The 11,871-nt window shown below is 41.9% G+C and carries 16 protein-coding genes; 12 read left to right on the top strand and 4 right to left on the bottom strand.

Features of this window, described 5'->3' with window-relative positions; all coding sequences use genetic code 11:
* Window positions 1–104: 104 nt before the first annotated feature.
* From PHO71_RS24120 to PHO71_RS24105, 4 genes are all read right to left on the bottom strand, one after another.
* The gene (locus tag PHO71_RS24120; protein WP_300208564.1) at window positions 105–1,271 is read right to left on the bottom strand and encodes a site-specific integrase; all 1,167 of its coding nucleotides are present in this window, start codon (window positions 1,269–1,271) and stop codon (window positions 105–107) included.
* 345 nt (window positions 1,272–1,616) lie between these two features.
* Window positions 1,617–1,823, bottom strand: coding sequence for a hypothetical protein (locus PHO71_RS24115; protein ID WP_300208562.1), 207 nt, complete (start codon window positions 1,821–1,823; stop codon window positions 1,617–1,619).
* A 602-nt stretch (window positions 1,824–2,425) separates the two neighbouring features.
* The gene (locus PHO71_RS24110) at window positions 2,426–2,731 is read right to left on the bottom strand and encodes a hypothetical protein (RefSeq protein ID WP_300208560.1); all 306 of its coding nucleotides are present in this window, start codon (window positions 2,729–2,731) and stop codon (window positions 2,426–2,428) included.
* A gap of 45 nt (window positions 2,732–2,776) precedes the next feature.
* Window positions 2,777–3,238: a helix-turn-helix transcriptional regulator gene (locus tag PHO71_RS24105; RefSeq protein ID WP_300208558.1), complete on the bottom strand. Its 462-nt coding sequence runs from the start codon at window positions 3,236–3,238 to the stop codon at window positions 2,777–2,779.
* Between the two features lie 117 nt (window positions 3,239–3,355).
* On the opposite strand from PHO71_RS24105, the gene PHO71_RS24100 reads away from it, so the two are divergent.
* The 12 genes from PHO71_RS24100 (at window position 3,356) to PHO71_RS24045 (ending at window position 11,700) form a co-directional block, all read left to right on the top strand.
* Entirely contained in the window at window positions 3,356–3,562 is a 207-nt protein-coding gene (locus PHO71_RS24100) for a hypothetical protein (protein ID WP_300208556.1), read from the top strand.
* An 8-nt stretch (window positions 3,563–3,570) separates the two neighbouring features.
* Entirely contained in the window at window positions 3,571–3,750 is a 180-nt protein-coding gene (locus tag PHO71_RS24095; protein ID WP_300208554.1) for a hypothetical protein, read from the top strand.
* Window positions 3,751–4,284: 534 nt separating this feature from the next.
* Window positions 4,285–6,342 carry a hypothetical protein gene (locus PHO71_RS24090; RefSeq protein ID WP_300208552.1) on the top strand — a complete coding sequence of 686 codons (2,058 nt, stop codon included), beginning with the start codon at window positions 4,285–4,287 and terminating at the stop codon, window positions 6,340–6,342.
* Window positions 6,343–6,378: 36 nt separating this feature from the next.
* Window positions 6,379–7,269 (top strand): AAA family ATPase, encoded by an 891-nt coding sequence (locus PHO71_RS24085; RefSeq protein WP_300208550.1) that lies wholly within the window; start codon window positions 6,379–6,381, stop codon window positions 7,267–7,269.
* Window positions 7,269–7,919: a hypothetical protein gene (locus tag PHO71_RS24080; RefSeq protein WP_300208548.1), complete on the top strand. Its 651-nt coding sequence runs from the start codon at window positions 7,269–7,271 to the stop codon at window positions 7,917–7,919. Before PHO71_RS24085 ends, PHO71_RS24080 begins: the two co-directional genes overlap by 1 nt.
* Window positions 7,920–7,930: 11 nt before the next feature.
* A complete protein-coding gene (locus PHO71_RS24075; protein ID WP_300208546.1) occupies window positions 7,931–8,389 on the top strand; it encodes a hypothetical protein in 459 nt (152 codons plus the stop codon).
* Between the two features lie 14 nt (window positions 8,390–8,403).
* Window positions 8,404–9,006: a helix-turn-helix domain-containing protein gene (locus PHO71_RS24070; protein ID WP_300208544.1), complete on the top strand. Its 603-nt coding sequence runs from the start codon at window positions 8,404–8,406 to the stop codon at window positions 9,004–9,006.
* Window positions 8,987–9,301: a hypothetical protein gene (locus PHO71_RS24065; protein ID WP_300208543.1), complete on the top strand. Its 315-nt coding sequence runs from the start codon at window positions 8,987–8,989 to the stop codon at window positions 9,299–9,301. The genes PHO71_RS24070 and PHO71_RS24065 overlap by 20 nt, the downstream gene beginning before the upstream one ends.
* 34 nt (window positions 9,302–9,335) lie before the next feature.
* A complete protein-coding gene (locus PHO71_RS24060) occupies window positions 9,336–9,989 on the top strand; it encodes a DUF3164 family protein (RefSeq protein WP_300208541.1) in 654 nt (217 codons plus the stop codon).
* 192 nt (window positions 9,990–10,181) lie between these two features.
* The gene (locus tag PHO71_RS24055) at window positions 10,182–10,415 is read left to right on the top strand and encodes a hypothetical protein (protein WP_300208539.1); all 234 of its coding nucleotides are present in this window, start codon (window positions 10,182–10,184) and stop codon (window positions 10,413–10,415) included.
* A 6-nt stretch (window positions 10,416–10,421) separates the two neighbouring features.
* Window positions 10,422–10,679 carry a hypothetical protein gene (locus tag PHO71_RS24050; RefSeq protein ID WP_300208537.1) on the top strand — a complete coding sequence of 86 codons (258 nt, stop codon included), beginning with the start codon at window positions 10,422–10,424 and terminating at the stop codon, window positions 10,677–10,679.
* A gap of 76 nt (window positions 10,680–10,755) precedes the next feature.
* Entirely contained in the window at window positions 10,756–11,700 is a 945-nt protein-coding gene (locus PHO71_RS24045; RefSeq protein WP_300208566.1) for a phage integrase SAM-like domain-containing protein, read from the top strand.
* Window positions 11,701–11,871 lie beyond the last annotated feature (171 nt).

The following is an 11,871-nucleotide window of genomic DNA, read 5'->3' as shown; positions in this document are numbered from 1 at the left end:
TAATCAGTATGCTACACTCCCCATTAGGTTTCCCCTTTGAATAAACTGATTGACGATAGGATTATATCGAACCCAATCCTAACTTCTTGCTATAGAAGTATTTATTAAGCGACCAATCTGGGCGCACTCGCATATATTTGAGTGGTTCTGATATTGGTATGACCTAAGATTTTGGAAACAGTTTCGATAGGTACACCATTGCTAATCAGTACTGAAGTTGCACAAGAATGACGCGCAACATGAAATGTCAGGCTCTTATTTATAGAGCAAATAGACGCAATTTCTTTCAAGTACTCATTAACTTTTTGGTTGCTTATAATCGGTAAAATCATCCCGTTTGGTAACTTGTCTTTGTACTTTTCAAGGATAGCTTTTGGGATTTCGAGTAACCGGACGTTAGAAGTTACATTCGTTTTGTGTCGTTTAGTCATTATCCACAAATTACCATCGAATGAGATGCGAATATTGTCTTTGGTAAGTTCGCATACATCAATGTACGAAAGTGCCGTATAGCAACTAAAAATGAATAAATCCCGTACCTGTTCCAGCCTTTTAGAAGCAAACTTCTTATTGTAGATGGTAGTTATCTCTTCCATTGTTAGATAATCCCTGTCCGTCTGCTCAAACCTTACCTTATAATTCCCGAAAGGGTCAGCAGTAACCAGTCCTGTATTCTTGGCGAAGTACACAACAGTTCTAAAGCGTTGTACAAACTTCATCGCTGTGTTGTGGGTGCATCCGTGATGGTTCTTGATATACAGCAGGAAGTTGTCAATGAACACCACGTTTATTTCCTTGATAAGCATATCTGAAACTGAATACTTGAACTTCATAAACTCAATAAGACGTTTCTTTGTCAGTTCGTAACGAGAATAAGTCTTATCTGCTGTATTCATCTTTACCTTCTGCAAGTATTGTTCATTGTGCATCTCAAAGAACTCAATTAAAGTTTTACCCCGTTCAATCTTACCTAAAAAGGCGTTTTTTACCCGTTCAGAGGTCACATAACCGTCCTGTTCCAACAAAGCATGATAATGTTGGTGTACGGTACTGCGGATGCTGTCTAGCATGGTGTTGATACTTATTGCTTCGGCACTTCTTCCGGCTACCTTTCCTGCGCTCACGCTCCAATTAGCGGGATTTATCTCCATTTGGGTGTTAAACTGCGATACAATTTGGTCGATGGTTATGCGTGCGATGATTGGTGCATTACCGTTCTTTTTTGCTGCGTTGCGTTTTACGAAAAATAATAGTTTGAAAGTTGTTCTCATAATCTCATTTTTTTTAATTGCAAAATTACTTTTATTGATTGTAAATGAGATATTTGCAGTCCGGACAAATATGGACAGAGGTTTAGGGGGGACAATACGATTTGTATGGAAATTATGCAGTAGGTGAATGAGGATGGAATGCCGATGAACACGCTGGTTAGTGAAGATTTGAGGCGTAAACCTAAATCAAATCAAAATGTAACATTGGGCAACATTTGTGTTACGTTTGAAGGGAAATCGAAGCGATTCTAAACACTTTAAACGACATCAGGGTAAAGAATGGGTTGTATTGATGCTTTTGAGGTGCGATACAGCCCATTCTCTTTTGAAATAGCGAGACTACTCCTATTGTGCATTACGAATAAGGTGTGACTGCCGTATAATGGCTTTCTGGGTCAATTTTACACCTCCATCGGTGAGACCGGCGTGCTGAAGGCTGCTAAGTTTTATACCTATTTGGGTCTCATTTAGGACTGTATAAATGGCACTGATGCTACCGAAATAATAGTCCTTCTTTTCAAAAATCAGATGTACATGAATCACTTTGGTCATATCGTTATTATTTGGAAGTTTATTATGCAAAGATATTCTATATAATAATTATATGGAAGTATCTAACATGAAAATATAGATAATTTAGATTGTTTAGATGAACTGAATAAACTAGTATGAGACTATATGCAGATCGCTGATTTCTGGAATGTAAATTATGGGTGGACAAATTGTTAAATATGGCATAAGGGATACTTTAAGAGATACCGATAAGGGATACCTATTTATAGATATATTTCTTGTAGTTATGGAATTAAGGGATACCTTTTTAAATGGTTTTAACATAAAGTTTAAGCGTCATATTTCCAGTATTGTGTTTGTTTAGGTGTTTTAATGTGTTTTTGTAGGTAGGATATTACGCTGTTTTATCTATATACGCATTATAACAAGATATTATAAGTACTTGAGTTAGTGCAAAATATGGTATATTCGTGCTATAAACGTGCGTGCGTCGCATAATATTGTAGGGTGGAGCAGTTGAGTAGCTCACATGATCAGTGCTTCGTCTGAGAGAATAAAACGTGCGGAGAGAAGGTAAAATGATTGTTGAATAGAAAAACTCCCGGTACAATTACTGGGAGTTTTAATCTGTACAGTTATCATCAGTGTTGTGCAAAATAAATACTGGCTAAGAGAATTCCTGCCAAGATCTCAATAATAAAAACTATTCCAAAAAATGTAATCCATTTTTTAATAGTTTTTACACTTTTAAACAAGGCATAATGCTCTCTCAATTCTACATGGACTCCGAATTTATCAATGAATTTTCTAATGAGTTCGTCATCTTTTGTGCTTTTATTTTCATCAATAAACTTAATTATATCATACATAAATGGAGTGGTTTCCATTTCTTTAGGATTAAAATCAATATTTCTGATGTGTCTTTCTATTAAATCATACGTTTTCATTGTACTTATTTTAATTATTGATAATCTTACTATGTTTTTCTTTTTTTATGGGGCAGTGACAGATGTCACATTGTCGGCATTCGGCGAAGAAGGTTTCTTTGTAGAAGCATTCTTCGCATGGCCTAAACCCTCAGGATGATCTGCCGTTGTTTCCGGGTACTTGGCTTTGAGGGTAGCAAGTTCTTCGGTCATAGCACGGAGTTCCGTTTGGAGTTGGTCGATTTTGGTGTCTTTCTCATCGAGTTTATTTATAAAGCGAATAGTTAAGGCAGAATCTGTGTGAGTATCTTCTATATTATATAAATCAAATTGGTTTATTTGATATATCTCAATAAATTTATCAAGGAAAGAATCCGTAAGACTCCTGCTTCCATTCAATACGGAGTTAAGATACTGAGGTTTAATGTCTAACGCCCTCGCAATGTCAGCTTTAGATACATTGTCTTTGGCTAGTCGTTCAACCTCTTTTTTGAACCACCTCTCTTTAAGTAAAGCAATATTTTCCATTTATAGCGCAAAAAGATTTATAAAAGTTTGCATATATAAACCAAAATGGTTTACTTTGCTGCCGTTACCAAAACAGGTAACGCCACAAATATACGAAAGAAATTTAAAACGTGATATATGAAGACAGTAATTATCAAGGAAGTAGAACTTCCAGTTCTTCCGCCAAGAGGATGGAAAAAGAAAGTAGCAGAAGCTGCCGGGTGCAGTGAGAAAACAGTGTATAATGCTCTTCGGGGAGATATCAAAGGACCGCAAGCCAATAAGGTGATGAAGGTATATGAAGAATTATTTGGAAAAGTCACGAAAACGGAAACCATTAAATAAATAAAGATATGAAAGTAATTAGATGGATTCAAAATGTAGTTGCCGCAGTGGCTTTAGTAACTGCTATCGGTATGGTAGATAAGCTGGAAGTTCCTTTCAAAGATGCTTTTGCCGCTGGCTTGCTGGTGATTCTGGCAATGGTTATGTTGCTGGGACGGGCTTTGGAGGAAGAAAGGAGAGCTGAGTGATGAAGTCAGTCAAGATGAAGCTGGACATTATTCTGTTACGATTTTGTCTCTTGCCAATTTCTAACTTATGTTTACGTATCCTTGCGATTGTAACAACTCTATTATACCGGAGAATATCTTCACAGAGGATAGGACGTTCTTATACTGGAGGAATTTACGTTCTACTACAAAAATATCGGATTCAGTTACAGCCTGGTCCATCGATTGGGAAGGAACACGTAATTTACTCGCTCCCCAGGCAATGTTATACCCAAGCGGTTTCACGAAACACTGGAAAGTCTGATCTATATGCTTATGAAGTAGAACAATCTCGTCTGGATGAGTTCTTAAGTACGTTATAGTTACCGTTATTTTAAATAAGAACATAAATAATTGAATTTTAGTTTGACATGCTACAAATATAGCAAAACTATTCCGGTTCGGGATGAATAGGGATAGTGTTTTTCAGATAGCAGTTTAAGAGCAACCATGCGGCTTACATATTCGGTTCGATGCCGAACACTTGCACTAATAAAGATATAAAAGTTTCTGATTATGGAAATGTACGGTAAAATAAGATGTGTCACTTTTCCTGAACTGGTATCACAGGGAGGGATATTGAGCATTCCAAGCTACAAAAAGAAAGTTCGCGAAGGAAAGTTGCGGGTAGTTCGTCCGGGTAAGGGAGCCGGTTCCTGCGCTCTTATCGACTACAACACCCTTCCCGAGTTGATTCGTCAGGCGTACGACCGCCTTTACCCTAATGCCAAAGAAGAATTGAAAGAACAGTTTATGAGTAACTTTATTAAATCAGACAGCAAAGCCATTGAGTTTTATAAGACATACAAACCGGCCATATCACTGGAACGTCAGTCCGAATACGTGCTCAACGTCGAAGTGATGAATGAAATGTTTCGCGTAGAAAAAGAGACTGAAGCCATGCACAAGAAATGCGGCTACATTCGTAAATCAGTGGTTTGGGAGACAGTACTAGGCACTTGCGAGAAGTTACGCGAACGCTACAACCATACATTACCCGCGAATGCTACCCGTTTGCGCCAGAAATACAATGCTTACAAGCGCATGGGCTATGTAGCCCTGGTGAACCGTAACACTGGTAACCAAGCGGCGCGCATCATCCTCGCTGATGAAGCCCGCCTATTACTGAAGCTGCGCCGCAGTATCGTACCACGCTACACCGAATCACAAATATTTGAAGAATACAACCGTCAGGCAGTGGAACGAGGACTAAACACTATCAAATCACCCACTACCGTAAAGAACTACCTGAATGACCCGGCCGTTATGCCGATGTGGTATGCCGCAGTTTATGGTATGCAAAAGTGGAAAGCGAAATACGCCAGTCTGCTGAAGACCGACCTTCCCCAAATGCGTGATGCGCTTTGGTATGGTGACGGTACTAAAATCAACCTCTATTATCGTGACGCCAACAATAAAATGTGTACCACTAGTGCCTACGAAGTGATGGATGCATACAGTGAAACCCTGATAGGATACGACATCGCTCCGCACGAGAATTTTGAAAATCAATATCGTGCCTACCGCATGGCAGTAGAGTTCGCAGGAGTTCGCCCCTACGAGATTGTAACCGACAATCAGGGCAGTCACAATAAATTAGCATCCGAAGGCTTCTTTAAGAAAATTTGCCGTTTGCATAAGCCCACGATGCCTTACAACGGACAATCAAAAAGCATAGAAAGCACTTTCGGTCGCTTCCAACAACAAGTGCTACACAAACTTTGGTTCTTCACCGGACAAAATGTGACAGCCAAGAAGCTAAACAGCAAACCAAACCTTGAATTCATCGAAGAAAATGCCTATGCGTTGCCCACATTGGAAGAAATGAAGAAAATCTATAAACAGTGTCGTGAAGAATGGAATAACTCCCAACATCCGGCTACCGGCATATCGCGCATTGAAATGTATCAAATGAGCGAGAACCCCGAAGCGCAGCCAATTACCGACGCGGATATCGTTCAAATGTTCTGGCTGACAACTGCAAAACCTATAACCTACACCAACGATGGGGTAAAACCGGAGATCAACAAAAAGAAATACCATTACGATGTATACGCAACCGACGGTATGCGCGACGTCCAGTGGGCACTTCGCAATACCGGTCGTTCATTCCAGATAATGTATGACCCTATGGACATGACCCGCATCGAACTGTGGGAAGTAACCTCCGGCGGATTAAAGTACAGCACTACGGCCACTCCCAAAGTCACCGTCAGCCGTGCCACACAAGAGCGCACTACCGGAGATACCAGTTTCATCTTCCGCACCATTGAGCAGAACCGCCTGATCATGGCCGCCATCCAGCTCGAAGGTGAACGTTTCGATCTGGACGAACACATCGCTGCTGAACTCTTTGGACTCTCCACACCGAAACCGAAGAACATCAGCAAAAAGAAGATGGGCATATATCGGGAGCAGAACGACCGGGGCGAACTGGATATTCCACTTTCATTGCCACAGAAACGCATGCAGGAGGAAGAGGAAACAGACATGGCCTTAGACTATTCTACTACGGGCGAATACACCAAGACAGTGTCCAATCTTACCATAGACGATGTCTATAACCGTTTTTAAACAGCATTCAACAATCATTTAAATCATACGTAAACAATGAAACTAACTTTAACCCACAAAGATGCCATCCGTGATGCACTGTTGTCCTATTGCGACAACTACCCTTCACGCAGCCGCGCCAGCGAAAGCCTGCAAGATGTAAGTGCCGCCACCGTATCGCAAATTCTAAATTCCAAATATACAGCCATCAGCGACGATATGTTCACCCGTATTGCCGTGCAGATAGGCTTTAGTCTGGACAACTGGACATTGACCGAAAGTGACAATTTCCGCATGGCTACTTATGTGTTCAGTGATTCACAGATGTATAAGAACGTCACCTGGCTGGTAGGTGATGCCGGATGTGGTAAAACCACCACTGCCATTGAGTTCCGCCGCTCTCACCGCAACGTGTATTACATCCTCTGTTCCGAAGACATGAAACGTAGCGACTTCGTGCGTGAGATTGCCAAACAAGTAGGTGCGCCCACCGACGGAACCAACTTGCGTGACACATTGGAATACGCCCTGAGCATGATTTCATTCCTCGACAACCCATTGCTAATATTCGACGAAGGCGACAAACTGACGGACTGTGTACTGAATTACTTCATTTCTATCTACAACCGTCTGGAAGGACGTGCCGGGATTGTTTTCATGAGTACCGACTACATAAAGCGCCGCATGGAAAACGGTTTACGTTACAACAAAAAGGGTTATAAGGAAATCAACAGCCGCATTGGTCGCCGATTCTTTGATCTCAATACCACTACGCAAAACGATATCTATGCCATTTGCAAGGCTAACGGATTGGAGAATGAAGCCGAAATCAAACAAGTGATCAAAGATGCAGCCAGTACAGATAATGATCTTCGCCGGGTAAAACGAGTGGTTCATGCCCAGAAACGTCGATCTGAAAGCCGTGTTCAGAAAGGAGAAGCGGAGTGATGGAAGGGAAAAGAACATTCGACCGAAATGCTAAAGGAGTACGTGAAATGCTGAACATGAAATACAACACCTTTCCTTTTACCGGTGAGTGGTATGATGCTTTCGGACTTCCTGAACGCAAAGGCGTTTGGCTTATCTGGGGGAATTCCGCCAATGGAAAAACCTCCTTTGCCATGCAACTTTGCAAATACCTTTGCCAGTTTGGACGTGTGGCATACAATAGTATGGAAGAAGGTGCCAGTCTGACCATGCGCAACACATTGGAACGATATGGAATGATGGATGTAAACCGGCGCTTCCTGCTGATTGATAACGAGAGCATAGAACAACTAAGCATTCGCCTGAAGCGACAGAAAAGCCCGGACATCGTAGTGATAGACAGTTTTCAATATACACAGATGACCTACAGACAATATATAGTGTTTAAGGAGTTGCATAAAAACAAGCTGTTGATATTTGTCAGCCATGCCGACGGACGTTTACCCAATGGAAGATCAGCGAAAAGTGTGATGTATGACGCTTCACTGAAAATCTATATCGAAGGCTATCGGGCTTTCTCCAAAGGCCGCTTCATCGGACCGGTGGGACATTATGATATCTGGCCGGAACAGACAATGAAATACTGGGGAGAAGAGAAACTGAACGATTAATAGAATTGAGTATGAAAACAACCAATGACAAACCAATTACCCCTCAGCAACTCAAAGCATTGCACGCCACCTTCCACGCTCATGGGATGGACGACGAAGCCCGCCACGAGTGCATTGCCTCCTTCACAGGCGGACGAACTGCCAGTACCAAGTATCTCACCATGAACGAGGCCCGCCTGCTGCTTTCTCACCTGAATCGGGAAAACGAACAGGTACGAAAGATGATGCAGCAAGAAGCCAATGCCGTACTCCGCTCCATCTATCACCTTTCGATGCGAATATCCTTCCTTAACAAAGGATTTCCTTCTGATACCGAAGATGACAAGCAGATGAATCTGGCAAAGATAAATATGTGGTGCCGTTCCCGGACGAAATACCGTAAGACTCTTAGAGAAATGAATCCGGAAGAACTCAAAGCAGTGAAGAAACAACTGGAAGCCATTGTTCGCAAAGAACCCGATAATGAATAAAAACTTAAAACGATATGCGAAAACAATCAGAAATCAACCAGGCTATAAAAATACTCCGTGACGAAGGCAGCCGGATCAGTCTGGAACAGGCAAACGTCCTCAGCCACCGGTGGAACGAACGCTTCGTGTTCGAGCAATATGTTAAAAATGTATCGGAATCAGACCGAAACGAAGAACTCTTCTTCGCCGCTCGAGATGCTGCCCGCTTCCTGAAGGGAGACATCAGCCTTGAAGTACTTGCCCCCTGGATGGATGAAGTGGAATTCCCCGGGCACGAAGAGGAAATGATAACCGTATCGGCAAAGCAATTCAATGGGATCATCAAACGCCTGGAGCGTCTTGAACGTCGAATGAAACTGTCCAAACCGAAAAGTGATACAAAGCGGAAAAGTATAAAAGACGCTCCCGACAACGATCTTATTTCACAGGCGGAAGCTTGCAAATATGTCGGTTGTGGTAAAACCACCATCAAGCGTTGGGCGAACAATGGATTTATAACCGGTTACCTGAAGGGACTCAATGTTTATTACAGCAAGCACGAGTTGGACCGTAGTGCTGTAGTGAAAGAACACCGTTCAAAAAAGGAGGAAAAAGATTATGGGAAGACTACATTATGAAACCGGTTACACCATGACTCTCCGCCAGCAGGAGCTCCTACAACTTGAAGAGCGGATCACGCGCGACGAATCGCGCATGGATGAGATAACGGAGAAACTGATCGAGTGTAACTTGCTGGAACCTTCACGCGAAACGGACGAATTGATACAGGAATGGCACAATCTTAATTCCCGAATTGAACAAAATAAAAGTAATATGGCGCAACTCAAAGCCCCCTCCCAACTGACGGAAGAAGATCAGGAACGCCGTAAAAGAGAGACAGATACCAAAGAACGATATAATATCAAGTATTAATCATAGTATGAACCATTTAATCAATCAAAATTGTATGGACATCAGTAAATTATCAAAAGAAGAAAAAGCCGCCATTAAAGCCCAGCTCGAGGCGGAAGAAAGAAATGAAAAAGAACGCGTTGCCCGCGAGCGTGAGAATTACAAGCAACTGGAAGACGTTACCGTAAGAGAAGAGGTGAAAGAACTTATGAAACTGTCTTCTCTGATGATGGAGGCCAAGGACCGCGTATTCAAAGCTATCGGAGCCGTGACGGATATGCAAGAAGAACTTTTTAAGGTGAGGATCAATCGCAAAAGCCGTACCTACAACACCATGGACGGTTCTATGAAAATCACGCTAGGCGTACGTACCAACGACGGCTGGGACGACACGGCACAAGTAGGCGTGGAAAAAGTAATGGCATACCTGCGCACGATGGCAAAAGATGAAAACAGTGCCGACCTGGTTGATACCGTCATGGGATTACTTTCTAAAGACAAAAAAGGAAACATGAAACTTTCTTCTATCCTCCAACTGGAGAGAAAAGCGGATAAGTCTCATGACCCTGAATTCATCGACGGAATCCGCATTATCAAAGATGCTTATCGCCCGGTAGACACCTGCGCGTTTATAGAGGCAAGCATGCGCGATGAGAACGGGAAAGAAAGAGGTATACCACTGTCCATGAGCGCCATTAACCTTGAATGATCACGAATGTAATGCGCCTGTTTCCCCGGTTGGTCTCCGCACTGGTGGAACAGGCTCTAGCCACCGATGCCCCGGTGTAGCTAATTATTCGACAGAAAGACCATACGGACCTGATGCATGTCACCGCCCGTTACGAAGACGAAGCGATGTTTAATGAATTGCTGGAAGCAGCGAAACGTAAATTGAAAGAATATGAGTAAGAAAATACAAGTCCATGAGGTTTACCCACCAATATTTCTGAAGGAGCATCCTTACGAACAGGATACTTATTATGGATTAAAGTGCAGCCAGTGTCATGGCAATGGCTGGTATCCGGTGTTGGGTGAACGGAACGAAAGTATAAGGGAGGTATGCCCGGTATGTCAGGGCAGTGGGAAACTGAAAGCGGTAGTCACTACAAAGTGGATGCCGGATAAGAAAGAATAATAAGTCATGTTCTACCGTGATGCAGTTGATATTATCATCTGGATAGAGAATTCTCTTCTGGGACAATTAGTTTACTATTGGCTTTATTACAACAGTCCCTGCGACTTGCTCCAGCAAAAAGCAAAGACACAAGGGCTTACTGGAGTCCGGCTCAGAATTGACAACCCCGATACTGCTTCTTTTGTCTTTGTACTGGTGGAGCGGTTACAAGTCAAGCTTTATGATAAGGATAAAAAGCCGATAGATATGAAAGATATAATGTAAACCTTTAAAATGAAAAGCCAAAGCAGTATTAGCAGTATCATCTCCGGTCCATGAGGCAAAGCCAAAAAAGGACTACATTAACCATTTCCGGCAATCCAAACCCTTGGAAGGAATTTACTTCACTACGTTTGCCCGGGAAATACTTGAAAAGAAAAGCAGACGCAAGTCTGAACACTATGCAGCCGTGTACGATGCGATCATAAAGCACATTGATGCTTTCTCTGTTGAGTTTGATTGTGATATATATACCAATTCTGTTACGGCAGAATTCTTGGATGACTTCATAATCTACTTAGAAGATCAGGGACTCCGGCATAATACGATAGTAGGGTATATACAGAAGATTCAAACATTAGTCAGAAGGGCAGCTATGTACAATTACGCAGTAGACAACACTTATAATGAGATCGACCTTGAAACAGAACCAACAAATGCTGTGTTCCTATCGATGAATGAGATTACAAGGATATACTACTACAAATTTGTCAATCAGGACAAACGGATGGCAAAAGAGCGGATCAGAGACTTATTCGTCTTAGGATGTTTGACAGCCCTTAGATACTCTGACTACTCCACTCTGACAGCCGACAACCTGCAAGACAGATACATCGTGAAGCGTACTAAGAAAACCAATGTAGATGTTAAGGTCCCGGCGCATGACTATGTACTGGAGATATTCGCAAAGTATCACGGATGCATCCCCTGTAAATTATGTATTCAATATTTCAACAAATATTTGAAGGTAATAATGAAAGAGATCGGACTAACAGATAAAATCGCTTATTCGTTTACCAAAGGCGGTCGTCTTCAGACAGTCACTAAAGAAAAGTGGCAGTTAATTAGTAGCCATACCGCTAGGCGTTCAGCAGCAACCAACATGTATTTAACTGGACGAATGAAAACACTTGAAATCATGCGGCTGACAGGACATCGTACTGAACAAAACTTCTTCCGGTATATCCGATTGACGAATGATGATACCGCACGGTCTATTTCGGGAGATATGTTTTTTAGAAAGTAATAACCAAGCGTCCTTCTTATTTTTGAGGGACGCTCAATACAAATAAGTAATGAGGTAAATCGAGCCTCTGAAAATCGGTAATTGTTCTTTGACGTATTGGATTTATCGCTTTATGTTTATATTTGCATAAAACATTTTAAATTATGGATAAAAGATATGAAACATTAGATA

Source organism: Bacteroides sp. (genome assembly GCF_028690125.1).
Taxonomy (GTDB): Bacteria; Bacteroidota; Bacteroidia; order Bacteroidales; family Bacteroidaceae; genus Bacteroides.
Note: the sequence above shows the minus strand (reverse complement) of the source record. Positions and strands in the feature narration are given on the sequence as shown.

What these genes read in the sequence shown, in the direction of transcription:
- PHO71_RS24120 (WP_300208564.1), bottom strand. Translation starts at nt 1,271, where the DNA reads ATGAGAACAACTTTCAAACTATTATTTTTCGTAAAACGCAACGCAGCA.
- PHO71_RS24115 (WP_300208562.1), bottom strand. Translation starts at nt 1,823, where the DNA reads ATGACCAAAGTGATTCATGTACATCTGATTTTTGAAAAGAAGGACTAT.
- PHO71_RS24110 (WP_300208560.1), bottom strand. Translation starts at nt 2,731, where the DNA reads ATGAAAACGTATGATTTAATAGAAAGACACATCAGAAATATTGATTTT.
- PHO71_RS24105 (WP_300208558.1), bottom strand. Translation starts at nt 3,238, where the DNA reads ATGGAAAATATTGCTTTACTTAAAGAGAGGTGGTTCAAAAAAGAGGTT.
- PHO71_RS24100 (WP_300208556.1), top strand. Translation starts at nt 3,356, where the DNA reads ATGAAGACAGTAATTATCAAGGAAGTAGAACTTCCAGTTCTTCCGCCA.
- PHO71_RS24095 (WP_300208554.1), top strand. Translation starts at nt 3,571, where the DNA reads ATGAAAGTAATTAGATGGATTCAAAATGTAGTTGCCGCAGTGGCTTTA.
- PHO71_RS24090 (WP_300208552.1), top strand. Translation starts at nt 4,285, where the DNA reads ATGGAAATGTACGGTAAAATAAGATGTGTCACTTTTCCTGAACTGGTA.
- PHO71_RS24085 (WP_300208550.1), top strand. Translation starts at nt 6,379, where the DNA reads ATGAAACTAACTTTAACCCACAAAGATGCCATCCGTGATGCACTGTTG.
- PHO71_RS24080 (WP_300208548.1), top strand. Translation starts at nt 7,269, where the DNA reads ATGGAAGGGAAAAGAACATTCGACCGAAATGCTAAAGGAGTACGTGAA.
- PHO71_RS24075 (WP_300208546.1), top strand. Translation starts at nt 7,931, where the DNA reads ATGAAAACAACCAATGACAAACCAATTACCCCTCAGCAACTCAAAGCA.
- PHO71_RS24070 (WP_300208544.1), top strand. Translation starts at nt 8,404, where the DNA reads ATGCGAAAACAATCAGAAATCAACCAGGCTATAAAAATACTCCGTGAC.
- PHO71_RS24065 (WP_300208543.1), top strand. Translation starts at nt 8,987, where the DNA reads ATGGGAAGACTACATTATGAAACCGGTTACACCATGACTCTCCGCCAG.
- PHO71_RS24060 (WP_300208541.1), top strand. Translation starts at nt 9,336, where the DNA reads ATGGACATCAGTAAATTATCAAAAGAAGAAAAAGCCGCCATTAAAGCC.
- PHO71_RS24055 (WP_300208539.1), top strand. Translation starts at nt 10,182, where the DNA reads ATGAGTAAGAAAATACAAGTCCATGAGGTTTACCCACCAATATTTCTG.
- PHO71_RS24050 (WP_300208537.1), top strand. Translation starts at nt 10,422, where the DNA reads ATGTTCTACCGTGATGCAGTTGATATTATCATCTGGATAGAGAATTCT.